17 protein-coding genes are annotated in these 23,821 nt (G+C 67.1%); 1 reads left to right on the top strand and 16 read right to left on the bottom strand.

Features of this window, described 5'->3' with window-relative positions; translation table 11 throughout:
* Positions 1-91: 91 nt before the first annotated feature.
* Both AAFH49_RS06875 and pafA read right to left on the bottom strand, forming a co-directional pair.
* Complete coding sequence (locus AAFH49_RS06875; RefSeq protein ID WP_342296841.1) at positions 92-646, bottom strand: inorganic diphosphatase; 555 nt, start codon at positions 644-646, stop codon at positions 92-94.
* Positions 647-727: 81 nt separating this feature from the next.
* Positions 728-2,434 (bottom strand): alkaline phosphatase PafA, encoded by a 1,707-nt coding sequence (gene pafA, locus AAFH49_RS06880; protein WP_342296842.1) that lies wholly within the window; start codon positions 2,432-2,434, stop codon positions 728-730.
* A 69-nt stretch (positions 2,435-2,503) separates the two neighbouring features.
* Between pafA and AAFH49_RS06885 the strand changes: the two genes are divergently transcribed.
* Positions 2,504-3,196, top strand: a complete 693-nt coding sequence (locus AAFH49_RS06885; protein ID WP_342296843.1) for an HAD family hydrolase — start codon at positions 2,504-2,506, stop codon at positions 3,194-3,196.
* Here AAFH49_RS06885 and AAFH49_RS06890 read toward each other — a convergent pair.
* The 14 genes from AAFH49_RS06890 to atpB all read right to left on the bottom strand — a co-directional run.
* Positions 3,149-3,466, bottom strand: a complete 318-nt coding sequence (locus AAFH49_RS06890) for a hypothetical protein (RefSeq protein WP_342296845.1) — start codon at positions 3,464-3,466, stop codon at positions 3,149-3,151. The two genes, AAFH49_RS06885 and AAFH49_RS06890, sit on opposite strands and share 48 nt — an antisense overlap.
* 95 nt (positions 3,467-3,561) lie before the next feature.
* A complete protein-coding gene (locus AAFH49_RS06895; RefSeq protein ID WP_342296847.1) occupies positions 3,562-6,324 on the bottom strand; it encodes an RCC1 domain-containing protein in 2,763 nt (920 codons plus the stop codon).
* A 191-nt stretch (positions 6,325-6,515) separates the two neighbouring features.
* Positions 6,516-9,203, bottom strand: a complete 2,688-nt coding sequence (locus AAFH49_RS06900; protein ID WP_342296848.1) for an IPT/TIG domain-containing protein — start codon at positions 9,201-9,203, stop codon at positions 6,516-6,518.
* A 470-nt stretch (positions 9,204-9,673) separates the two neighbouring features.
* Positions 9,674-10,009 carry a hypothetical protein gene (locus tag AAFH49_RS06905; protein ID WP_342296849.1) on the bottom strand — a complete coding sequence of 112 codons (336 nt, stop codon included), beginning with the start codon at positions 10,007-10,009 and terminating at the stop codon, positions 9,674-9,676.
* Between the two features lie 284 nt (positions 10,010-10,293).
* Entirely contained in the window at positions 10,294-11,994 is a 1,701-nt protein-coding gene (locus AAFH49_RS06910) for a T9SS type A sorting domain-containing protein (RefSeq protein WP_342296850.1), read from the bottom strand.
* A 111-nt stretch (positions 11,995-12,105) separates the two neighbouring features.
* Complete coding sequence (locus tag AAFH49_RS06915) at positions 12,106-12,459, bottom strand: T9SS type A sorting domain-containing protein (RefSeq protein WP_342296851.1); 354 nt, start codon at positions 12,457-12,459, stop codon at positions 12,106-12,108.
* Between the two features lie 375 nt (positions 12,460-12,834).
* Positions 12,835-15,768, bottom strand: coding sequence for a beta strand repeat-containing protein (locus AAFH49_RS06920; protein ID WP_342296853.1), 2,934 nt, complete (start codon positions 15,766-15,768; stop codon positions 12,835-12,837).
* A gap of 288 nt (positions 15,769-16,056) precedes the next feature.
* Complete coding sequence (locus AAFH49_RS06925; protein WP_342296855.1) at positions 16,057-18,618, bottom strand: SBBP repeat-containing protein; 2,562 nt, start codon at positions 18,616-18,618, stop codon at positions 16,057-16,059.
* Between the two features lie 165 nt (positions 18,619-18,783).
* Complete coding sequence (atpG, locus tag AAFH49_RS06930; RefSeq protein ID WP_342296857.1) at positions 18,784-19,668, bottom strand: ATP synthase F1 subunit gamma; 885 nt, start codon at positions 19,666-19,668, stop codon at positions 18,784-18,786.
* A 105-nt stretch (positions 19,669-19,773) separates the two neighbouring features.
* Positions 19,774-21,357, bottom strand: a complete 1,584-nt coding sequence (gene atpA / locus AAFH49_RS06935; protein WP_342296859.1) for a F0F1 ATP synthase subunit alpha — start codon at positions 21,355-21,357, stop codon at positions 19,774-19,776.
* 85 nt (positions 21,358-21,442) lie between these two features.
* Positions 21,443-22,003 (bottom strand): ATP synthase F1 subunit delta, encoded by a 561-nt coding sequence (gene atpH, locus AAFH49_RS06940; protein ID WP_342296861.1) that lies wholly within the window; start codon positions 22,001-22,003, stop codon positions 21,443-21,445.
* A gap of 127 nt (positions 22,004-22,130) precedes the next feature.
* A complete protein-coding gene (atpF, locus tag AAFH49_RS06945) occupies positions 22,131-22,631 on the bottom strand; it encodes a F0F1 ATP synthase subunit B (protein WP_342296862.1) in 501 nt (166 codons plus the stop codon).
* Positions 22,632-22,766: 135 nt separating this feature from the next.
* Positions 22,767-23,042: an ATP synthase F0 subunit C gene (atpE, locus tag AAFH49_RS06950; protein WP_168671467.1), complete on the bottom strand. Its 276-nt coding sequence runs from the start codon at positions 23,040-23,042 to the stop codon at positions 22,767-22,769.
* A 124-nt stretch (positions 23,043-23,166) separates the two neighbouring features.
* Positions 23,167-23,821: F0F1 ATP synthase subunit A (atpB, locus tag AAFH49_RS06955; RefSeq protein WP_342296864.1), on the bottom strand; the 655-nt coding region annotated here is incomplete at its 5' end.

Genomic DNA, 23,821 nt, shown 5'->3' on the forward strand with positions numbered 1-23,821 from the left:
GGCATTGCTGCGGCCCGCGCACGCAAAAAAGGCGAAGCTGCCCCGTTGTGGGGGTCAGCTTCGCCTTGTCGTTGGCCGGGGGCCGGTGGGGCTATTCGGCCTTGCGGTCGCCGAAGGTGTCTTGGTAGAGTTTGATGCTGTCGTTGATGATGCGGTAGGCATCTTCCTTGCCCATGAAGCGCTCCACGGTGACGTGCTTGTTGTGCTCCAGGGCCTTGTAGTCCTCGAAGAAGCGCTGCATTTCGAGCAGCGTGTGCGGGGGCAGGTCGGAGATGTCGTTGTAGTGGTTCACCGAGATGTCGTGGGCGGCCACGGCGATGATTTTATCGTCCTCCTCGTCCTGGTCCACCATCTGCATCACGCCGATAACCTTGGCTTCCACGAGGCACATGGGCACGATATCGACCGAGCAGAGCACCAGGATGTCGAGCGGGTCTTTGTCGTCGCAGTAGGTTTGGGGGATGAAGCCGTAGGCGGCGGGGTAGTGCACGGCCGAGAACAGCACGCGGTCCAGCTTCAGCAGGCCGCTCTCTTTATCGAGCTCGTACTTGCCTTTGCTGCCTTTGGGGATTTCGATGATGGACTGGACGACAGTAGGGGTTTCGTCGCCGCGCGACACGTCGTGCCAGGGGTTGAAGTGGGTCATATTCAGGGAAAGCAGCCGCCTATCTTAACGGCCAGAGACAAAATTACAAGCAGAACAGGGAGTTTGTTAATAAAAGTCGGCTTACCGGCCCAGCACTTCGCGTAGCGGCACGCCCGAGCACCCACTGGGCTCCTGGATGTGCAGAAACTGCGCAATGGTGGGCGCAATGTCCACGGTGTGAACGGAGGCCGACGACTCGCCGTGCTTCACGCCCCAACCCCAGAACAGCAGCGGCACGTGCGTATCATACGCGCCGGCCGAGCCGTGGGTGGTGCCCTTCACCACGGGGAAGGCGTAGGCCTCCAGCCAGCCGGGGGCTAGCACGGTGAGCACATCGCCGGAGCGCGGGGCGTAGAAGCCGTTTTCCTGGTACATGCCCAGGCCCTCGCTCCAGTGGGCACGCTGCAGGTCGAGGGCGGTGAGGGCCTGGGTCACGCCGGGCAGGGTGAGCAGGGCCGTGGCCACGGCTTGCTGGGCCTTGGCCAGGTCAATGTTCTTCTTCTGGAGCAGCGGGCGGTTGAGGTACACCTGCTGGTTTTCATAGCTGAGCACCCACTGGCCGGGGCCGTATTGGCGGGTGAGGGCGCGCTGCACCGAGTCGCGCATCACCGACGGGCCCACGCCCCCCCCGGGCAGGCGGTGGGCCTGCGAGAAGCCCACGGCGTGCGCGGCGGCATGGTCGGCGGTGAGGAAGACGAGGGCCTGGCCCTTGCCTACTTGCTTGTCGAGGGCTTCGAAGAGGCGGGCCAGCTCGCGGTCGAGGCGCAGGTAGGTGTCTTCGGCTTCGATGGAATTGGGGCCGAACTGGTGGCCCACGTAGTCGGTGCAGCTGTAGCTCACGGCTAGGAAGTCGGTGATGCCGCGCTGGCCCATCTGCTCCTGACGCAGGGTTTCGAGAGCGAAGTCCGTGGTCAGGCTGTTGCCGAAGGGCGTGCTGCGGATGAGGTCGAGGTTCTGGGTGGGGGGCTGGGGGCTCTTCGTTTCGCCCGAGTTCTTGAGGGCGGGCTGCACCGAGGCGGGCGCGCCGGCCGAGAGCACCGGCAAATCATGCGGGAACACGGGCTTGGCTTCGCCCTTGAAGGCGCCTTCCCAGGCCACGTCATCGGGGGAGCTTTCGGTGTAGTCGGCGATGGGCAGCAGGGTATTCCAGGGCTTGGCGAGGTAGTCGGCAGCGTGGTGGGCGGCGTTGAACTTCGCCACCCAATCCGGCAGGGCGGGCTGGTAGAAGGTGCTGCTGATGAAGGCCCCGTTGGTGCCGTCGTACCAATAGGCGGCGGTAGCCGAGTGGCCGGCGGGCAGGATGCTGCCCCGGTCCTTCATGCTCACCCCGATGGTTTTGGCCTGGAAGTTCGTGGCCAGGCGCAGCTCGTCGGTGATGGTGGTGCTCAGCATGTGGCGCGGCGACATCTGGCCGGCGGCCTCGGTGCCGCCCACGGCTTTCACGGTTTTGTCCTCGGTCACGTAGGTTTCGCGGCCTTCCTCGCGCACCCACCAGTTGTTGCCGATGATGCCGTGCACGGCCGGCGTGGTACCGGTGTACACGCTGGCGTGGCCGGGGCCGGTGTAGGTGGGCACGTAGTTGTAGTGGCAGCTTTCGTAGCTGAAGCCCTCGCCCAGCAGCCGCCGGAACCCACCCGCCGGGTACTTGCTCCAGTAGCGGTAGATGTAGTCGTAGCGCATCTGGTCGACCACGATGCCCACCACCAGCTTGGGGCGGGCCACGGGCTCGGGAGGGGTAGCCGCGAGGGTGGGCAGAACGAGACAGGCTAAGGCAAGGAGGGTCTTCATGGAATGGCAATTGAGCGAAAGCCCGGCAAAGATACCGCCGCGCCCCGCCCGCCGTGCGTACGCCAGATTATGAAACCAGCCCTCATCTTCGACATGGATGGCGTCCTCGTCGACAACACTCCTATCCAGGCCCGCGCCTTCCAGCTTCTCTTCCGCGACCTCGGCCTCAGCACCAATGCCCGCCAGCTCCTCAAGCGCCTCAACGGCATGCCGGCCGGCGACATCATCCAAAGCGTCTTCCGGCACCCCATTCCCAAAAAGCAGCTCGAACTCTACGCCGAGCAGCGGGAGTTCCTCTACCGTACCCTCTATTGGAGCAAGCGCCGCGCCCTGCCCGGCCTCGTGGCCTTCCTGCAAGCAGCCCGGGCCGAAGGCTTCCCCATCGGCCTCGGTACTGGCTCGGGCGGCCCTACCCTGAGCTACATCCTCGACCACCTCGACCTGCGACGCTACTTCGATGTCATCATCGGCAAGGACGACGTGCCCAAAGGCAAGCCCCACCCCGATACCTACACCGCCACCGCCGCCAAGCTGGGCGTGAAGTCGGCCGACTGCATCGTGTTCGAAGACGCCGTGCTGGGCGAGCAGGCCGCCTACCGTGCCGGCATGCGCTGCGTAGCCGTGGCTACCACCCTGCCGGCTGCGGCCTTCCAGGCCCCGCTCACCGTCATCAAGGACTTTACCAGCCTCACCCCCGCCCGGCTGCTGGAGCTGCTACAGCAGCAGCCCGAAGCGCCCAAGCCACAGAAGCGGCGCGGCTGAGTTACTGCTGGGTGCGCTCCCGTGATTGAGGTCTTTCAGACCGTGGAAGACCTCTGCTACGCCACGCAAGAGCTCTGCCACGCTATGGAAGACCTCTGCCATGCCACGCAAGACCTCTGCCACGCCACGCAAGACCTCTGCCACGTCGTGGAAGACCTCTGCCACGTCGTGGAAGACCTCTGCCACGCCGTGGAAGACCTCTGCCACGCCGTGGAAGACCTCTGCCACGCCGTGAAAGACCTCTGCCACGGCGTGCAAGGCATCGTTCACGGCATGGCTAGGGGTAGGCGGGGTATAAAACCATGCACAACAAAGGGCAGGCCAATGGCCTGCCCTTTGCGGGGATTGTCCGGGGCGGGGAAATGCTACTCCACCGCGAGGCGCAGGGCCTGGGTGCCGGCCCGGACCACGTACACGCCCGGCGCGAGGCCGGCCGGCAGTGGCAGCGTAGCGGTGCCGGCGGCATCGGCCGGGGCGGCCGTCACCTGGCGGCCCAGGGCGTCGAGCACCGTCACCACCGCACCGGGGAGGGTGCCCGTGAGCGTGGCCGCGCCGCCGTGGGCGGGGTTGGGGTAGAGGGCCAGGCCGGCCGCCGCACCGGTTAGGGCCACGGTGCGCACGGGCGAGTAGCTGAACGTGCCATCCACGTCCACCTGCTTCAAGCGGTAGTAAAGAGTAACGGAGCGGCTGAGTGGCTGAGTGTCCAGCAGCTCGTAGCGGCGCGGGGCGCTGCTGCTGCCGGCCGCCGCCACCGTGCCGATGATGCCGAAGACGTGCCCATCGGTGCTGCGCTCCACCTCAAAGGCTTTGCTATCTTTCTCCGAGGCCGTGGCCCAGGCCAGGCGCACGGCGGTGGGGCCGTCGGCGGTGGCGGTGAAGGCCGTCAGCTCCACGGGTAGGGCGGCCTGGGCCGGGGATACCTGCACCGGCGCGGGCGCGGTGATGGGCAGGCCCGTCTGGCCGTAGTTGTTGAGGCCCCAGGCCCAGAGGCTGCCATCGGCCTGCACGGCGATGGTGTGTACGGCGGTGGCCCCGGTGGCCACGCTCTGCCAGGTGGCCGCGCCCACGCGGGCAAACGTGGTGCGCTGAGTAGTGGTGCCGTCGCCGAGCTGGCCGCTGGTGTTGGAGCCGCTGCTCCACAGGCTGCCGTCGGGGCGCAGGCCGAAGGTCTGGTTGCTGCCGGCGGCCACCTGCTGCCAGGTGGCCGCCCCGATGGGCACCGGGGCCAGACGCTGGGTGGTGGTGCCGTCGCCCAGCTGGCCGTTGCCATTATAGCCCCAGGCCCAGAGCGTACCATCGGCCCGGATGGCGACGGCGTGGGCCGAGCCAGCGGCCACCTGCTGCCAGACGGCGGCCCCGATGGGCACCGGGGCCAGGCGCTGCGTGGTGGTGCCGTCGCCCAACTGGCCGTTGCCGTTGGTGCCCCAGGCCCAGAGGGTGCCGTCGGTGCGCAGACCCAGGGCGAAGCCTACCCCGGCGCTCACTTGCAGCCAGTTGGCATCGGTGCCCACCTGCACGGGAGCGAGGCGAGTGGTGAGGGTGCCGTCGCCGAGCTGGCCGCTGGTGTTCAGGCCCCAGGCCCAGAGCGTGCCATCGGCCCGGATGGCCAGCGTGAACTCCTGGCCGGCGCTCAGGCTTTGCCAGGTGCTGCCGGCGCTCACCGGCACGGGCGTGGACACGGGCGGGTTGTTGAAGGCCGTGTTCTGGCCGGTCTGGCCGAAACCATTCTGGCCCCAGGCCCAGAGGCTGCCATCGGTGCGGATGGCCGCGCCGTGCCGCAGGCCCACGCTGCTGCGCTGCCAGGTGGCCGCGCCGGCTACCGGGGCGGGCACGGGCAGAATCATTTTCAGGGCGCTGCCCTGGCCCAGCTGGCCGCTGATGTTCTCGCCCCAACTCAGCAGCTCGCCGGTGGTTTTGGTGGCCGTGGTGAAGTCGCTGCCCACGGCGGCGGTGGCCCAGTCGAGGGCGGTGCCCACCTGGGTGGGCGTGGCGTGGAGCGGGTTGGGCGCGTCGGGGCTGCCGAGCTGGCCGTCGGAGTTCCAGCCGAAGGCCCACACCGAGTTGTCGGTGCGCAGGGCCAGGGTTTGGTAGTTGCCGGTGGCCAGGGCCTGCCAGGTGGTCACGGAGCCCATCTGGGTGGGGGTGGGCTGGTTGGTGGTGCTACCGTCGCCCAGCTGGCCGTAGTCGTTGTTGCCCCAGCCCCAGAGGGTGCCGTCGGTGCGCAGGGCCACGGTGTAGGTGGGGCCCACCACGGCCTGCTTCCAGGTGGTGGCGCTGCCAATCTGCACGGGGCTGCGGCGCACGGTGGTGGTGCCGTCGCCCAGCTGGTTGTTCACGTTGCGGCCCCAGGCCCAGAGGGTGCCATCGGTGCGGATGGCCACACCGTGCAGGGCAAAGGGGCCGGCCGCCACGCTGCGCCAGGTGGTGAGCAGGCCGATTTGGGTGGGGCTGGGACGGGTGGTGGTGCTGCCGTCGCCGAGCTGGCTGTCGCCGTTCTGGCCCCAGGCCCAGAGGGTGCCGTCGGCTTTCACGGCCAGGCTGTGGTACTGGCCGGCGGCGATGCTGCGCCAGGTGGTTTCGGTGCCCACCTGCACGGGGTTGGGGTTCACGTTGCCGTTGGTGGTGCCGTCGCCGAGCTGGCCGAAGTCGTTGCGGCCCCAGGTCCATAGGGTGCCATCGGCCCGCAGGGCCAGAGTGTGGTTGGCCCCCACGGCCAGGCTGCGCCAGTTGGTGGCGGTGCCCACGCGCACGGGGGCCGCCCGGTTGAAGCTGGTGCCGTCGCCCAGCTCGCCCCGGTCGTTGCGGCCCCAGGCCCAGAGGCTGCCGTCGGAGCGAATGGCCTGGGTGAAGAAGCTGCCCGAGGCCACGGTCTGCCAGCGCTGGGTGCCAATGCGCACCGGCAGCGTACGGGCCTGCGGAGCCCCGCCATCGCCCAGCTGGCCGTTGCCATTGTAGCCGCTGCCCCACAGCGTGCCGTCGGCATGAATGCTGAAAGAGGTGCTACCGCCGGCCGCCACGGCCTGCGCCCGGGCCGCTACCGGCAGCAGGGCCACCAGCAGCCCCAGCACCAGGCCCAGCAGCCGGCGGGGTTGCGCCCCTCGCGGGGCCAAAGAGTAAGAATGCATCATGCAGAAAGCGAGAGTGCCACGTCCCGGCGTAAGGCACGGGCCGCAGCAGTGCGCGGGCGGCCCGGAATTAAAACTCAAAAGTGAGTATCCCGGCAAAGGTACCAGCCCACCCTCCTGCCCCACCCCGGCCGGGCGCAAAAAAGCCGCCGCCCCGGGTGGTGCAACGGCCTTTCGATGAGCCCGGCCGGCCTTTACTCTACCGTGAGGCGCAGGGCCTTGCTCCCGGCGCGCACCACGTACATGCCAGCCGGCCGGCCGGCCGGCAGCTTGATTGCGGCCGTGCCCGCCGCATCGGCCGGAGCCGATGCCACCTCGCGGCCCAGTGCATCAAACACCGTGACCACCGTGCCGGGCTGCACGCCCTTGAGGGTGGCCGTACCCGCAGGGGCCGGGTTGGGATACAGGCTCAGGCCTTCGGCCGCGCCGGTCAGGCCCACGGCCCGCACGGGCGAGTAGCTGAACGTGCCGTCGGCATCGACCTGCCGCAGGCGGTAGTAGATAGGGTCCTGAGGACTGGGGGTCTTGGGGACTTGGGTATCCGTGTGCTCGTAGGCGCGGGCGCTGCTGCTGTTGCCGGCCGCTGCAACCGTGGCGAGGCGCTCGAAGCGCGTGCCGTCCAGGCTGCGCTCCACCTCAAACTGCTGGCTGTTTTTCTCCGAGGCCGTGGCCCAGGCCAGCCGCACGGCGCTGGGGCCGCTGGCCGTGGCCGTGAACTGCGTCAGCTCCACCGGAAGGGGCGTGGCGCTGCCGGTGAGGTAGAACTCCGAGAAATGGTCGGCCACGGTAAGCTCGGCCACGAAGTAGGCCGTGCCGGCCGGCTGCGTGGCCGGGGCGGCCAAGGTGCGGTGCTCGGCGGCGGCCACGTCGTTGGCCAGGGCGCAGTCCTCGTTGGGGCCGCTGTACTGGGTGGCTTTCAGGCCTGCCAGCGTGGCGGCGGCATCGGCTGCCTGCAGGCGGGCCTGCTCGCTGGCCAGGCCGTAGAGGCGCAGGCTCACGCTGCGCCCGGCGAACGGGCCGGCGCTGGCCGTCAGGTGCCAGTTGCGGTCCAGGTAATAGTGGTTGCGGGGGTCTTTGCGCACGGGCTGGGCGGCATCGGCCCGCAGCACGTCGATGGCCAGATTGCCCAGGCTGGCGCCGGTGTAGCTGTAGGCGGCCACCACCTGGCCCGTGCCGCTGAACAGGTAGTGCCAGGCCCCGTCGTTCAGGCTGGCCGTGGCCGGCACGGCCGCCGCGCAGGCCCCCAGCGTACCCCCGTTGTACACGGCCAGCACGCTGAAGGACTGAGCAGTACTGGTGCTGCCGCTCGTCGTTACGCTTACCGGGGCACTGCCCTCGGCCAGGGCGGCGGGCACGGTGGCCGTGAGCTGGGTGGCCGATACGTACGTCACGCCGGCCCCCGTGCCCCCGAAGCTCACCGTGCTGCCGGCCGCGAAGCCCGTGCCCGTAATGGTCACCACCTTACCGGGCAGCTCGGATGCCGGGCTCACGCTCGTGATTGTGGGGGGCGGCACCACCGTAAACGTCTGGCTGCTGGCCGCGCTGGTGCCGGCGGGCGTGGTCGCGGTGAGCGTGCCGGTGGTGGCCCCGGCCGGCACGTTCAGCACGATTTGCGTGGGGGTGTTGCTGGTGAAGGTGGTCTGGGCCGTGCCGTTGAAGCGCACGTTGCTGGCGCTGCCCAGGTTGCTGCCCGTGATGGTGACGGCGGTGCCCACCGGCCCGCTGGTGGGCGTGAAGCTGGTGATGGTGGGCGTCAGGACCACCGTGAAGGTGTTGGTGCCCGAGCTGGCGCTCACGGCCAGGCCGCTGCCTTGGGCCGTGGCGTACACCGTGTGGCTGCCCGAAGCCAGCGCCGTGGGCTGTACCAACGACCAGCTGCCGCCCGCACTGGCCGTGGTGCTGCCGATGGACGCGCCGTCGACGTAGACCACGACGGTGCTGCTGGCGGCGGCCGTGCCGCTGTAGGTGGGCGTGGCCGTCGCAACCGTGCCGCTGTTGGCCGGCGCGGTCACGACCGGTGCGGCCGTGTAGGTGATGATGGGCGTGATGGTCAGGGACCCGTCGCCGAATGCCCCGCTCGTGGCGTAGCTGATGGCGGTGCCGCTGGCCATCACCCACGACGAGCCGCCGCCGCCGCCGCCGCAGTTGTAGGGACTGGTAGAGATGGTGCTTTTGCCACTGCCCCCGCCGTAGTAGCCGCCGCCGCCGTTGCCGCCGTAGGTATTGCCGGCGCCGCCCACGTTGTTGCTGGCCGCTCCGCTGGCCGAGGCGCCCACCGCCGTTTGCGAGGCTCCCGTGCCGATGTAGCCGGCCGCGCCCGTCCCGTTGCCGCCGTTGGGGGTGCCGCCGGCACCGCCGTTGCCAGAAGTGTTCTGGATGGCGAAGCTGCTACGAGCCACGGGGCCGGCATTGCCGCCGCTGCCGCCGCCGCCCGCCACCAGCAGCGCATTGCGCGACGTCAGGTAGTCGCCGGTGCTGGTGCCGCTGCGGCGCAGGTCGGTAGCCCCGCCGCCCCGGCCGCCGTCGGGCGAAGCGCCGCCGCCGTTGTAGCCACGGAAAGTGGCCCCGCCGCCGCCGCTGCCCACGCTGTTAGTAACGCCCTGGCCGCCCACCATCACGGTGAGCGTTTCGCCGGGCGTGGCGGCCACGGTAGCGCGCACCACGGCGCCGTTGTACGCTCCAGTGGCAACTACCTGCAGCTGGCTGGCTCCCGCCGGCACCACGTAGGTTTGGGGGGCGCCGGTTAACGCGAAGGAGCTGGTCTGGGCCCGGGCGGGGCCCGCCAGCAGCAAGGCCAGCAGCAGGAAACCGCCCAGCCGGGCCGGGCGGGCAACGTGGGCCGCGCGGGCCGCGCAACAGGAGAACAGGGTAAAGAGCAGCATACGCGCAGCGGAATAAAGGGAAGCAGCCACCCCCTTCCCCTGCGGGACGACGGCCAACAAATTCGTTGAAACTGAATAATCCCACAAAGCTAGGGCCTTGGGCAATGCGTCGGTATCGCATGTTGATGCGATGCCCCGGCCCGGCCCGGACATCAAAACCGCCGCCACCCCGGGGGGGACGGCGGCGGATGGAGGCGGCAGACAGGAAAGTAGAGACGCCTGCTTGCGTTTTGTCGTTGAACGACTTGCGCAGGCCGACACTTACGCGGCGCGAACGACGATACGCAGGATGTTGCGCTCCTACATCGGCCGCCGCCTGGTGCCGCCCCTACTGCTACGATGCGGCTCAACACGTCGGGGAAAGGCTGCTGGTCGGTGTCGCCGCCCACGGCGGCCACTTTGCAGTACACCTTGTCGGTGCTTTTGCACTGGCTGATGAGGGCGTCGCCGTCGCGCACTACCACCACGTATCATTCAATGTCGAGCAGGTTGGCATCGAGGGTGTAGAGGTACTTCATGGCCACGGCGTGGGGTGGGCATTTGGCTTTGGCGCAGAGCGTGCCCGGCTGGGGGCCGTCCACGAGCTGGAACCTGGTGGGCGTCTCCAGGGTGGTGTGGCGCTCGGGGATTTTGCCCAGGCTGAGGCCGGTGGAAAGCAGGGCGGCCTCATCGTCAAAACAGTTAACCCGATGCGCCGTCCGGTTAACCGGTTGTCGTAAGTAGTCGACCTGAAATGAGGGAGGGATGGGCGAATGCCCCCGGACAGGCCCCGCTCCTGCCCATACAGGACGGCCACGCTGAAACAACGAGAGGGCAAGGCAAACACGGCGCGGGTAGAGCGGGAAAGGACAGCCGGCCGGCTGAAAGCTTCAGCCTCAAGGCCTCAGCCGGGCTCGCCGGAGCCGGAAACCAAATGCAGCACGCCGCGCCAGCACCGCAAAAGTTTGGGGAGAATTAATTTCCACGAAGTAGCGGCTTAGTGCTTTGTGACACTGGTGGAGTGGCTTATTGTCCGCTACGGTCCGAATCGGGAACTGCCGCAGAGTGCGGGGTCGTCCCCTGCCAGTCGGCAGGCCGGGTGGTTGCGGGGCTACTCCACCAGCAGGCGGGCGGCCTGCCCGGCGGCGCGCACCACGTAGAGGCCGGGGGCCAGGCCGCCCACATCCAACAGGGCAGCGCCGTTGGTGGCGGGCGCAGTGCGCACTACGCGGCCCAGGGCATCATGCAACTCAGCGGTGGCGGCGGCGGGCGGCAGCACGAGCGTCACCCGGCCGGTAGCAGGGTTGGGGTAAGCCGTGAGGGTGGCGGGGGCGCGGCCGGGGGCCGTGGCCAGCGGGCCGCTGCCCCCGTTTAGGCGCACGCTCACGGTGCCCGCCGTGGTGGCGTTGGCCGTGAGCAGGTCCAGGTCGAGGTCGCCGTCCACGTCGGCCAGGGCCACGGCGTAGGGGGTGCTGGGGGCCGTGGTGGCATTGCCCACGGCCACATCGGAGCCGCCTGAGAAGATGCCGTTGCCGTTGTTGAGGCGCACGCTGGCCGTGCTGTTGCCCGAGTTGGCCGTGAGCAGGTCGAGGTCGCCGTCGTGGTCCACGTCGCCCAGCACCACCGTGGGAGGGTAGCTATCCACGGCCACGCTCTGGGTTCCCGAAAACTGCCCGCTGCCGTTGTTCATCCGCACGCTCACTATGCCGTTGAAGAGGTAGCTCACGGCCAGCAGGTCCAGGTCGCCGTCGCCGTCCACATCGCCCAGGGCCAGGCCCAGGGGCTGCCCCCCGGTGGGCACCTCCTGCCCGCCCGCGAAGGTGCCGCTACCGTTGTTGAAGCGCACGCTGGCGGTGCTGGCCAGCAGGTTGGTGGTCACCAGGTCCAGGTCGCCGTCGCCGTCCACGTCGCCCAGGGCCAGGGCCTGGGGGCCATCGCCCACCAGCACGCCCCGGCGGAGCTTGAAGTCGCCCAAGCCATTGTTCAGGCGCACGCTCACCGAGTCCACGTCGCGATTGGTTGCCACCAGGTCCAGGTCGCCGTCGCCGTCGAGGTCGCCCAGGGCCAGGCCCTGCGGGCTAAAGCCGGCGGGCACCTCGGGGCCGGGGCCAAAGGTGCCGCTGCCGTTGTTGAGCCGGATGCTCACGGTGTTGCCCGTGTCGTTGGCCGCCAGCAGGTCCAGGTCGCCATCGCCGTCCACGTCGCCCAGCAGCAGGCCGCGCACGTTGGCGGCCACGGCCACCTCGAAGCCAGCCGCGTAAGTGCCCCGGCCGTTGTTGAGGCGCACGCTCACGGTGGCCGCGCCCCGGTTGCCGGTCAGCAGGTCGAGGTCGCCGTCGTTGTCCACGTCGCCCACCACCAGGCTGTTGGGCTGCGCGCCCACCGCCACCTCCGTGCCCGGCGCGAAGCTGCCCGTGCCTGTGCCCCCCACCGCCGTGGTGAACTGCTGCACCCGCGCCGTGGCCAGCGCCCCGCCCGCACTGGCCGCAGCGCGGGTCACGGTTAGCTGCACCGTCTCGCCGGGCCGGAAGTCGTAGGCCATCGGGAAGAAGCCCAGATTAGCCCCCACCACCGTGGCCGCCCCCCCGCCCCGCAAGCCCCCGCGCTGGCTGCTGAACACCTTGAGCGCCGTGGCCGAAGCGGGCGTGAGCGGCTGGCTGAAGCTGGCCACCACCCCGCCGCTGCGGGGCGCGGCCACCGCATTGGCCGCCGGCGTAAGGTTGATGAGAACAGGGGCTTGGGCCGAGGCCAGCGAAGCCAGCAGCAGCAGGGCCGCCCCGGCACTGGCCGGCAGAAGGTAGCGAGTCAACACGATAGCAAGAGGAAAGAAGATGGCAGCACCCCGGCCTGCACCTTACGGTAGCGCAGCCGGGGCCCAAAGTTACGCCCGCCCCGGAACCGGGCGGCCGGCCATCGCCGGCGCCTACTCCACTGTCAGGGCGCGGGCCACGCGCTCGGTGCCGGCCCGCACCTGCACGCGGTAGAGGCCGGGCACGCGGCCCAGCAGCGGCACCTCGGCCGTGCCGCCGGCCGTGGTCAGGCTCACGGGCTGCTCGAATACGGTAGTGCCCTGGCCATCGGTAAGCGTCACGGTGGCCGTATCGGCCCCCGGCACCGCCGGCACCTGCACCGTGGCCCGGATGTGGGCCGGGTTGGGGTACACGCTCACCTCGGCCAGCGGGGCCAGGGCTTGGGCGTGGGCCACCGGTCCCAGCAGCTCCAGCAGGGCTGGCACGGCCAGCAGGGCCATGCGGGGCGATAACACGATGCTTCTCATAGCGGGGATAATTAGGTGATAAGGCAGGATAAAGCGGGCCGGCGCGGCCAGGATAGCGGCGCGGAAGGGCGCCGGGCAGGGGCAGCTGTTGGTTGGCCCAAGGGCTTTGTGCATCCAGGCCTCCCTGCCGGCCGCGCCCCCCTCCTACTCCACAACGGCCCCTGGTGTTGGCCCCAGCTATACGCAACCGGCCCGCCTCCAACGGAAGCGGGCCGGTTTCATTGTGTGCGCGGCGGGCAATTGCCCGGCCGGTGGCATCGCGGGGCCGCCCCCACCCCGGAGCGCAACGGGCGGGCGGCTCACCCACCGCGCCCGCCGGTGGGGGCGCTCCGGCAGCAGCCCAAAGGCCCTGCGCCGTAGCGGCGCGGCGGCTCGCTACTCCACCACCAGCACCTGGCTGCTTTGCAAGGCCCCGGCCTGCACCCGCACCCGGTAGCTGCCGGCCGCCAGCCCGGCCAGCGGGATTTCGGTGGTGGTGAGGGCGGCCCCCAGGCGCACCCGCCGCACCAGTACGGGGCGGCCCAGGGCATCCAGCAGGGTGAGCGTGGCCTCGGGCGTGGCGGCCACGGCCGGCAGCCGCACGGTGGCCGAGGCCCGCGCAGGGTTGGGAAACACCTGGAACCCGCCGGGGGCCACCGGGGCCGCCGCCGCCGTGGCGGTGGTCACCGTGAAGCTCACCGCCGCACTGTTGCCGCCGGGCGTGGTCACCATCACCGGGCCGCTCACGGCCCCGGCCGGCACCACCAGGCCGGTGAGCTGGGTGCCCGCCGCGTTCACGGCAAAGCCGGTGCGTACCGTGTTGTTGCTCGTGCCGCTGAAGGTGACGACCGCGCCCGTCAGGCCGGTGCCCGTGAGGGTGAGGGTGCTGCCCACCGCCCCGCTGCCCGGGCTGATGGCCGTGAGGAAGGGCACCGCCGGGCTGCTAAAATAGCCCAGGTTGTTCATCACCTTGCTGCCATCGCCCACCGTCCAGAACCCGCCGCCCACGTAAACGCCGGCAGCCGTGGGGGCCAGCGCCGATACCGAACCCGAGGTGCCGGTGCCCAGGGAGGTCCAGGCCGTGCCGTTCCATTTGGTGACGGCCCCGGCCGCCGTGCCGCCGTAGCCCTGCCCAAAGCCCCGCCCCACGTACACGTTGCCGCTGCCATCCACGGCCAGCCCGAAGGTAGTGGCGATGGGGTCGGGCGGCAACGGCAGCCCGGTCCAGGCCGTGCCATCCCACCGGCCCACCCCGCTCGGGGCCGGCTGGCCACCTACCGCCGTGAAGGTGCCGCTGGCATACAAGGTGCCGTTGGGGGCCACAGCTATGCGCGACACCATGCCGTTGGTACCGGTGCCCAGCGCACTCCAGGCGGTGCCGTTCCACTTGGCTATATTGGTAATGGTGCCCCCACCCGCAGCGGGGAAGGAGAAGGTGCCGCCCACGTACACGTTGCCGCTGGCATCGGCCGCTACTGACGACGCCGCACCGGGCCGGGGGATGCCCGTGCCCACCGCGCTCCAGGCATTGCCATCCCAGCGGGCAATGCCGGCGGCGGGCACGCTTCCGGCCTGCGTGAAGTAGCCGGCCGCGTAAATCGTGCCAGCCCCGTTGGTAGCCAGGCCCGTCACGCTGCTGTTGAGGCCGGCATCCAGGGCACTCCAGGCTATGCCATCCCACTTGGCAATGCGGGTCACGGGCACCCCGCCCGCCACGAAGAAATCGCCGACAGCGTAGAGGTTGCCCAGGCCGTCGAGCGCCAGATGACTCACCCGGGTGTAGGTGTTGGCGCTGAAGCCCAGCCCGGTGCCCAGCGGCTCCCAGGTCGTGCCGTTCCACTTGGCAATGTTCATGGCGGCCACATCGCCGATGGCGGCGAAGCTGCCGGCGGCGTAGAGGTCGCCGTTGGTGTCCAGGGCCAGGGCGAAGATGTCGCCCTTCTGGTTGGTGCCCCCGGCATTCACCAGGCTGCCCAGCCGGCTCCAGCCCGCGCCCGTGGCCGACCAGCGGGCCACGTTGTGCGCCACCAAGCTCCCCGCCATCATGAAGTCACCGCCCGCGTACAAGTCGCCATTGGCCGCTACCGCCAGGGCACTGCCGTACACGGGGATGTTGGTGGCCGGACGGTTGGTAGGCACCGGCCCGCTGAGGCCCGCGTCCAGGGCAGTCCAGGTGGCTCCATCCCAATGCGCAACGGCGTTGGCCGCTGCCGTACCGGCCATGCTGAAGGTGCCGCTGGCATACACGTGGCCACGGGCATCCACCGCCAGGGCATTCACCATCACCGAGCCGCTGGGGTTGGTGATGCCCGTGCCCAGGGCACCCCAGGCCGTGCCGTTCCAGCGGGCCACGCAGTTGGCCGGCGCGCCACCGGCCGCCCCGAAGTTACCCCCCGCGTAGAGGCTGTTGCTGCCGCGGTCGAACGCCAGCGCATACACAATGCCGCTGCCGGTGCTGGTGCCGATGCCCGTGCCCAGGGCACTCCAGGCCGTGCCGTTCCAGCGGGCCACGCGGTTGGCCGTCACGCTGCCCGCCGTGCTAAAAGAACCGCCCGCGTACACGTTGCCGTTACCGTCGGCCGTCAGGGCATACACCATGCCATTGAAGCCGCCGTTGGTGCTGGTCCAAGCCGTGCCGTTCCACCGCGACACGTTGCCGATGCTGAAGCTGGTGTTGAAGCTGCCGCCCGCATACACACTGCCGTTGCTATCTACCGTCAGCGCATCTACCGAGCCGTTGAAGCCGGTGCCCATCGCACTCCAGGCCAAGCCGTCCCACTTGGCTACCCGGCTGGCCGCCACGCCCCCGGCCCGGCTGAAAGAGCCGCCGGCGTAGAGGTTGCCGCTGGCATCAACTGCCAGGGCATACACATAGTCCGAGAAGATGGTCCCGATGCCTGTGCCCAACGCAGCCCAGGCGGTGCCGTCCCATTTCGCCACGTTGGTGGTGGCCACCCCGCCGGCCGTGGCAAAGTAGCCCCCGGCATATAAGGTATTGCCGGCCACCGCCAGCGCATACACCGTGCCATTGATGCCATTCAGGCCAAACCCATCCGACCAGCCCGCATCGCCGGCACCGCGCGTGCCCCGCACCCGGCGGGCCGCCAGCGGCCGGAAGGCTGGGCGGCCATCGGGGGCCGTCCCCACCTCATACCCTTTGGCATCGAACGAGCCCTGCGCCCCCGCCCGCACCGTGCCATCGGGGTTCAGAATGGTGCTGAGCGCCGTCGGTCCCTCCGCCCAGGCCGGCCCCGCCAGCACCACACAAGTCAGTAAAAGCAGCCCCAGGCGGCGGCCAAAGCAAGAAACGAGTAGAACCGTAAGAGACATAGCAACCGGGAAAGGAATGAACACCGGAAGCCGGCGGCTAAAGATATAGCCGCCGGCTTCCAGATAACCAAAGCCCTCGCCACTGCCTTCGGCTTTGTCCCGTGTTAGCTGAAGATTACCGGGTGTCCCCTCTTGCTATCCGAAGCCTTTCAGCCCAGGAGTATGCACGCAACAGAACACCGGTTAGCCAGTTGCCAGCGCCCTGATTTCGAACATCCCGGCCGTGAGGACCGCCGGCCGCAGGCGGCTGCGGGGCCGCTTGTGGACCTTGAGTAGCAGCGGTCCCGGCTATTCCACCATCAGCGCCCGGCTGGCTTGCCGGCCACCGGCCTGCATCAGCAACTGGTAGAGGCCCGGGGCGAGGCCCGCCAGCGGCACCTCGGCCGTGGCTCCGGTGGCGGGCAACGCCAGCTGCTGCGTCCTCACCGGGCGGCCCAGGGCATCCAGCAGGGTGAGGGTGGCGGTGGTGCTGCCCGGCACGGCGGGCAGGCGCACGGTGGCAGTGCCGTGGGCCGGGTTGGGGAATACGCTCGGCCCCGGCAGCGCCGCGGCCGAAAGGGCGGCCAGCGGCGTATTGGAGTAGTAGCCAATGCCCGACATAAACTTGCTGCCGTCGCCCACTGCCGTAAACAAGCCGCCCACGTACAGCCCCGTGCTGATGCTGGCCAGCGCGTACACGCTGCCGTTGGTGCCGGTGCCCAGGGGGCTCCAGGCCGTGCCGTTCCACCGGGCTACGCGGTTGCTGGCCGTGCTGCCGGCATAGGTGAAAAAGCCCCCGGCATTCAGGTTGCCACCGCCATCCAGCACCAGGCTCAGCACCGTGCCATCGGTGCCCGCGCCGAGGGCACTCCAGGCCGTGCCGTTCCAGCGGGCCACGTTGCTGGCGGCGGTGCCGCCGGCCGTGCCAAACACGCCGCCCGCGTACAGGTTGCCGCCACCGTCCACGGCCAGGGTATAAACGGTGGAGTTCATTCCGGTGCCCAGGGCACTCCAGGCCGCGCCGTTCCACTTGGCTACGCGGCTGGCCGCGCTGCCCCCGGCCGTGGTAAAGTCGCCGCCCGCGTACACGTTGCCGCTGCCATCCACGGCCAGCCCCCGCACCACGCCGTTGGTGCCGGTGCCCAGCGCACTCCAGGCCGTGCCGTTCCACTTGGCCACGTTGCCCACCGCCACGCCTCCCGCCGTGGCGAAGGCCCCGCCCGCGTACAGGTTGCCGCTGCCGTCTACTACCAGCGTAGCCGCCGCGCTGTTGATGCCCGTGCCGAGGGCGCTCCAGGCCGTGCCGTTCCACTTGGCCACGCGGTTGGCGGCCACGCTGCCGGCCGTCGTGAAGCTGCCGCTCGCGTACACGTTGCCGCTGCCGTCCACCGCCAGCGCGTTCACAATGTAATTCAAGCCCGCGCCCAGGGCGCTCCAGGTGGTGCCGTTCCAGCGGGCCACGTAGTTGGCGGCCACGCCGCCCGCAGCGGTGAAGGCCCCGCCCACGTACAGGTTGCCGTTGCCATCGGCCGCCAGTGCGTACACGTAGTCGCTGATGCCGTTGCCGGGCGGGTTGCCCAACTGCGCCCAAGTGCTGGTGCTCACGGTCCACTGCGCCACGTTGTTGGCTACGGTGCTGCCGGCCGTGCCAAACACGCCGCCCGCGTACACCGCATTGTTTGCCAGGGCCAGGGCCGAAACGGTGCCGGTGGCGCTCACGCCCGCGCCCAGCCCAGCCCAGGCCGTCCCGTTCCACCGGGCCACGTGGTTGACCACGGCCCCGGCCGAGATGTTGGAGAACAGGCCCCCGGCGTATAGGTTGCCGCTACCGTCCAGGGCCAGCGCATACACGTCGCTCGTGAGCCCCGGCCCCACGGTGCTCCACGCGGAGCCGTTCCACCGGGCAATATTGAAGGCCGTGGCCCCGCCCGCCGTCTGGAACCCGCCGCCGACGTAGAGGTTGCCGCTGCCATCCACGGCCAGCGCTTTCACGGTGCCGTTGGTGCCCGCACCAAGGGCGCTCCAGGCCGAGCCGTTCCACTTGGCTACGCGGCTGGCCGCGCCGCCCCCGGCCGTGGCAAAGTCGCCGCCCGCGTACACGTTGCCGCTGCCGTCCACGGCCAGCGTCCGCACCACCGCGTCCGTGCCGGTGCCCAGCGCGCTCCAGGTCGTGCCGTTCCATTTGGCCACCCGGTTCACAGTCACGTTGTCTATCATCGTGAAGTAGCCGCCCATGTAGAGGTTGCCGCTGCCATCCAGCGCCAGCGCGTACACGTCGCTATTCACAAATGTGCCCGCCCCCAGCGCGCTCCACGTCGTGCCGTTCCACTTGGCCACGTTGGAGGTCGTTATTCCTCCTGCCGAGAAGAAACTGCCGCCCGCGTACACGTTGCCGCTGCCATCCACGGCCAGGGCCCGCACGAAATTGCCGCTGCCGATGCCACTGCCCAGCGCACTCCACACCGAGCCGTTCCACTTGGCCACGTACTTCGCGCTGATGCCGCCGATGGTCGTGAAACTGCCGCCCACGTAAAGATTGGGGCCATACACGGCCAGGGCCAGCACGTCCGCGTTAGCCCCGTAGGCCCCAAACGCGTTCGACCAATTCGCATCGCCCACGCCCGCAACTCCCCGCACCGCCACCGGCCGAAACGCGGGCCGGCCGTCGGGGGCCGTCTCCAGCGCATAGCCGCTGGCATCGAACGAGCCGCGTGTGCCGGCGCGCACCGTGCCGTCCGGGTTCAGCACCTCGCTGAGGGGAGAGCCCACGCCCGCACCCGCCCACGCAGTTTCCGCGCCTCCCAGCAACGAAATCAAGATAACAGTTGCCCAAACCAAGGACTGAAAGCAAGCGCGTAAGAAGTTCTTCATAAGCAAATAAGATGTAGACAATTGATAGCCTTTATCAAAGATACTCTGCGACACCCCTCTTCGCCGCTCATAAATGCGCCCGAAGCAGCCGGCCCTACACCGCACACAAAAAGGCCCGCCTCCTCTCGGAAACGGGCCTTTCTACTTCGTAAAATCGAAACCAGCCTAGCCGGCCGCCAGCGCCTCAGCACCACCCACGATTTCGAGAATCTCGGTCGTGATGGCCGCCTGACGCGTCCGGTTGTAGGTCAGCTTGAGGGCCTTGAGCAGCTCACCGGCGTTGTCGGTAGCTTTGTCCATAGCCGTCATGCGGGCACCGTGCTCCGAAGCGTTACTTTCCAGAACAGCTTTATAAAGCTGAATCTTGATGGACTGCGGAATCAGCGTCTGCACGATTTCCTCTTTCGAAGGCTCGAACAGGTAATCCACGTTCGACTCCACCTTGGCCGTGGCGGGCGCTTCTTCCTGCACCAGCGGCAACAGCTGCTGGGTCCGGATAATCTGCGTGGCCACGTTGCGGAACTCGTTATAAACCATCACCACCTCGTCATAAATGCCGTTGCGGAAACCGTCCATTGCTACCTCAGCAGCAGCCCGCACCGTCTCGAACGAGAGCTTGGCGAAAACGTGCGTGTAGTCGCCCACCGTCTGGCCACGACGGCCGTAGTAGTCGTGCGCCTTCTTGCCAATGGCCATCACCGAGATGTTGGCCGTCGGCAGGTTGGAATAACGCGAAGCAATAGCCGCGTTCACGCCCTTGAACACGTTGGTGTTGAAGGCACCGGCCAGACCACGGTCCGACGTGATGGCAATGACCAGCACCTTGCGCACCTCGCGGGCCACGCCGTAGTCGCTCACGATGTCATCGTCGGCGTTGCGGGTCAGGTTGGTCAGGATGGCATTCAGGCGCTGGGCGTAGGGCCGCATCCGCACGATGTTGTCCTGGGCCCGACGCAGCTTGGCCGCCGCCACCATTTTCATGGCTTTGGTAATCTGCTGCGTGCTGCTCACCGACTGAATGCGGTTACGGACTTCTTTTAAGCTTGCCACTTGTTTTTAATTATGAGTTATGAATTATGAATTATGAGTTGATGCTATGAATTATGAGCGCCCGTTATCCGAACAACTCATAATTCATAACTCATAATTCATAATTTACTTAACTGCGTAGTTCGCCGAAACGTCTTTGGCTACCTCGCGGATGGCCTTCGTGCCAGCGTCCTCCAGCTTGCCGGCTTTCAGGGCCTTCAGCACGTCGGGGTAGCGCGAGTTCATCACCTGGCCGAACTCCTTTTCGAACTCACGCACGCGGTTCACGGGCACGGTGTCGAGCAGGCCGTTAGTGGCGGCGTAGATGATGGCCACCTGGTCCTCCACCTTCACGGGCGAGTACTGGGGCTGCTTCAGGATTTCGAGGTTGCGACGGCCGCGCTCGATGGTGAGCTTGGTCGAGGCGTCGAGGTCGGAGCCGAACTTGGCGAAGGCTTCCAGTTCACGGAACTGGGCCTGGTCGAGTTTCAGCGTACCAGCCACTTTCTTCATCGACTTAATCTGAGCGTTACCACCCACGCGCGATACCGAGATACCCACGTTGATGGCCGGGCGAACACCCGAGTTGAACAGGTTGGTCTCGAGGAAAATCTGGCCGTCCGTAATCGAAATCACGTTGGTCGGGATGTACGCCGATACATCACCAGCCTGCGTCTCAATCAGGGGCAGAGCGGTCAGCGAACCGCCGCCTTTCACCAGATGCTTGATGCTATCCGGCAGGTCGTTCATCTCGCGGGCGATTTCGTCCGAAGCGTTGATTTTAGCGGCCCGCTCCAGCAAACGGCTGTGCAGGTAGAATACGTCGCCGGGGTAAGCCTCGCGGCCCGGAGGACGACGGAGCAGCAGCGACACCTCGCGGTAAGCCACGGCCTGCTTCGACAAGTCATCATAAACCACGAGGGCGGGACGACCCGTGTCGCGGAAGAATTCACCAATAGCAGCACCCGTGAAAGGCGCGTAGAATTGCAGCGGAGCCGGGTCGGAAGCCGAAGCGGCTACTACCACGGTGTAGTCCATCGCGCCGCCCTTAGTGAGGGCCTGCACTACCTGAGCTACCGTAGAAGCTTTCTGGCCGATGGCCACGTAGATGCAGAATACGGGCTTGCCGGCTTCGAAGAATTCGCGCTGGTTGATGATGGTATCGATGGCCACGGCCGACTTGCCGGTCTGACGGTCACCGATAATCAGTTCGCGCTGGCCACGGCCAATCGGAATCATGGCGTCAATCGACTTGATGCCGGTTTGCATCGGCTCGGTCACGGGCTGACGGAAGATTACGCCGGGAGCCTTGCGCTCCAGGGGCATCTCGTACAGCTCGCCAGCGATGGGGCCACGGCCGTCGATGGGCTGGCCCAGCGTGTTTACCACACGGCCCACAATGCCCTCGCCCACTTTGATAGAGGCGATTTTGTTGGTGCGCTTCACCGTGGCGCCTTCCCGGATTTCCGAGTAGTCGCCCAGCATTACGGCACCCACGTTGTCTTCTTCCAGGTTGAGCACGAGGCCTTGCAGACCATTTTCAAACTCAATCAGCTCGCCGGCCTGGGCTTTGCTCAGACCGTAGATGCGGGCCACGCCGTCGCCCACTTGCAATACGGTGCCGACTTCTTCGAGCTCGGCTTCGGACTTGAAATTGGACAGTTGCTGCCGCAGGATTGCGGAGACTTCATCCGGACGTACTTCTGCCATTTTTGGAGGGAATAAGGTATAGGGAACAAGGGATATGGGGCGGGGACGACGGGAGCGTACTCCCCATCCCTACTTCACCTATACCCTACAGTTTTTGTTGGTAAGAATTTTCTTGCAGCGAAGTGCGCAGCTTGCGAAGGCTGGTCCGCACGGAATCGTCAATCTGGTTGTCGCCCACCCGCAGCACGAAGCCGCCGATGAGTTCAGGGTCCACTTTCTCGGTGAGCTGCACCTCGGTAAGACCGGTTTGCTTGGTTACCAGCGCCTGAATCTCAGCACGCGAAGCGGGCGTGAGCGGCGTGGCCGACGTCACCTGAGCCGACTGTACGCCCTGCATCACGTTGTACTGCGCCAGAAACTCCGGCCCAATGCCTTCGATAGCCGACTCGCGGTTTTTCTCGGTGAGGATAGTGAAGAAGCGCAGCGTCATGTCCGACACCTTGCCTTTGAAGATGGCATTCAGAATAGCCAGCTTCTTGTCGTGCTTCACAATCGGGTTGCGCAGCAACAGGCGCAGGTCGCGGCTTTCGGCCATGGTCTTGCTCAGCAGGTCCATGTCCGCTTTCACTGCGCTCAGGGTGCCCATCTCCTTGCCCAAGTCGAGGAGCGACTTGGCGTAGCGGGCCGCTACTCGTTGGTCAGCCATTGGTTGGTTATTGTAGTTGTCATGCTGAGCTTGCGAAGCATCTTATCATGCTCGCATCGCTCGGGTATTTACTAATTCTGACGGTGGCAGCGGTGATAAGATGCTTCCTTCGTCAGCATGACAGAAACTAGTTCAGTTTCACGTCTTTCAGGTAAGAATCGACCAACTGTGTTTGGGCGGCGGGGTCGGCGAGCTCGCGGCGCAGGATGCGCTCGGCGATGTCGAGCGACAGCTTGGCGGCGGTATTTTTCACTTCGGCCAGGGCCGCGTTTTTCTCCTGCTGGATGGCTTCGCGGGCTTGCTGGATGATGGTGTTGGCTTCGGCGGTGGCGCGGGCCTTTTCGGCTTCGCGGTGCTGGTTGGCCATTTGGGTGGCTTCCTGCATCATGCGGTCGCGCTCGAGACGGGCTTCGGTCAGCAACTTTTCGTTGCCGGCTTTGAGCTGCTGCATCTCGATTTTGGCCTGGTCGGCCATGCGCAGCGCACCTTCGATGTTGTCTTCACGCTCCTTGAGGGCGAGCAGAATCGGCTTCCAGGCAAATTTCCCCAGCAGGAACAAGACCAGCAGGAAAATGACCAGTTGCCAGAAAATCAGGCCGAGTTCAGGGGATAAAAAAGCTGGCAGCATTGATATGGTATTTTAAAGAAATGTCGACTAATCAAGTACTCAGATTAGGAGCAGGTAAGCCCGCCGCGCCAACTGCGTATTGCAGCAGCGGGCGGCGGGCTTCCAACTACTTCCGGGCCCGAAGCCCGGCCAGCACTAAACGAGTTTCGTCCAGATAAGCACGCAGACTACGACTGCGAACAGGCCCAGACCTTCAATCAGAGCGGCGGCGATAATCATAGCCGTCTGGATTTTGCCCGAAGCTTCCGGCTGACGGCCGATAGCATCCATGGCGCTGCCGCCGATGCGGCCAATGCCCAGGCCAACGCCCAGAGCTACCAGACCAGCACCGATACCGGCACCCATTACAGCCAGACCAGGACCGTAGTTAGCCGCCATAGCGACAGCTTGCAAAAACAAAGAGAGCAACATAAAAATTGGAAAAAGGGGAAAAAGAAAAAGTTCGTCAGTCCCGCAGCGGGGGGGGGGGGATTGCCACGGTCTGGCCGAAACAGCCAGTTGGTCGGATGGCAGGCATCCGGCCGGTTAAGTCAGATTAGTGGGAAACGTGGGTCGAGGCCGAGCCGTCGTCGTAGCCCATTTGCATGTCAGCATCGTGGTGGTCTTCCACTGCGCCACCGATATACATCGACGTCAGCAGCGTGAAGATGAAGGCCTGCAGAACGGCCACCAGCAGCTCAAGCACGTTGATGAACAGGCCGAAAGCCAGCGTCACCGGGGCTACGGCCCACGATTTGAAGATGAACACCAGGCTGATAAAGCTCAACACCACGATGTGGCCCGCCGTGATGTTGGCGAACAGACGAATCATGAGCGAGAAGGGCTTGGTGAAAATGCCAATCACTTCTACAATAATCATGATGGGCAACAGCGGCTTGGGCACGCCGGGCGTGGCGAAGATGTGGGCCCAGTAGTATTTGTTGCTCGAAGCCAGGGTGATAACCAAGGTCATCAGGGCGAGAACCATGGTCACGGCGATGTTGCCGGAGAGGTTGGCCGCGCCGGGCGTGAGGCCGAGCAGGTTGTTGAACCAGATGAAGAAGAATACGGTGAGCAGGTACGGCATGTAGCGCTCGTACTTGGGGCCGATGTTTTTCTTGGCTACTTCGTCGCGGATGAAGACGATGATGGGCTCGAAGAACGACTGGATGCCCTTGGGAGCGCGGCCGTGGTTCTTGCGGTAGCCGCTG

The sequence above is a fragment of the Hymenobacter segetis genome (assembly GCF_038448715.1).
In the GTDB taxonomy this organism is placed as follows: Bacteria; Bacteroidota; Bacteroidia; order Cytophagales; family Hymenobacteraceae; genus Hymenobacter; species Hymenobacter segetis.

What these genes read in the sequence shown, in the direction of transcription:
- AAFH49_RS06915 (WP_342296851.1), bottom strand. Translation starts at nt 12,459, where the DNA reads ATGAGAAGCATCGTGTTATCGCCCCGCATGGCCCTGCTGGCCGTGCCA.
- atpA (WP_342296859.1), bottom strand. Translation starts at nt 21,357, where the DNA reads ATGGCAGAAGTACGTCCGGATGAAGTCTCCGCAATCCTGCGGCAGCAA.
- pafA (WP_342296842.1), bottom strand. Translation starts at nt 2,434, where the DNA reads ATGAAGACCCTCCTTGCCTTAGCCTGTCTCGTTCTGCCCACCCTCGCG.
- AAFH49_RS06900 (WP_342296848.1), bottom strand. Translation starts at nt 9,203, where the DNA reads ATGCTGCTCTTTACCCTGTTCTCCTGTTGCGCGGCCCGCGCGGCCCAC.
- AAFH49_RS06875 (WP_342296841.1), bottom strand. Translation starts at nt 646, where the DNA reads ATGACCCACTTCAACCCCTGGCACGACGTGTCGCGCGGCGACGAAACC.
- AAFH49_RS06920 (WP_342296853.1), bottom strand. Translation starts at nt 15,768, where the DNA reads ATGTCTCTTACGGTTCTACTCGTTTCTTGCTTTGGCCGCCGCCTGGGG.
- atpE (WP_168671467.1), bottom strand. Translation starts at nt 23,042, where the DNA reads ATGTTGCTCTCTTTGTTTTTGCAAGCTGTCGCTATGGCGGCTAACTAC.
- AAFH49_RS06895 (WP_342296847.1), bottom strand. Translation starts at nt 6,324, where the DNA reads ATGATGCATTCTTACTCTTTGGCCCCGCGAGGGGCGCAACCCCGCCGG.
- atpF (WP_342296862.1), bottom strand. Translation starts at nt 22,631, where the DNA reads ATGCTGCCAGCTTTTTTATCCCCTGAACTCGGCCTGATTTTCTGGCAA.
- atpH (WP_342296861.1), bottom strand. Translation starts at nt 22,003, where the DNA reads ATGGCTGACCAACGAGTAGCGGCCCGCTACGCCAAGTCGCTCCTCGAC.
- AAFH49_RS06925 (WP_342296855.1), bottom strand. Translation starts at nt 18,618, where the DNA reads ATGAAGAACTTCTTACGCGCTTGCTTTCAGTCCTTGGTTTGGGCAACT.
- AAFH49_RS06885 (WP_342296843.1), top strand. Translation starts at nt 2,504, where the DNA reads ATGAAACCAGCCCTCATCTTCGACATGGATGGCGTCCTCGTCGACAAC.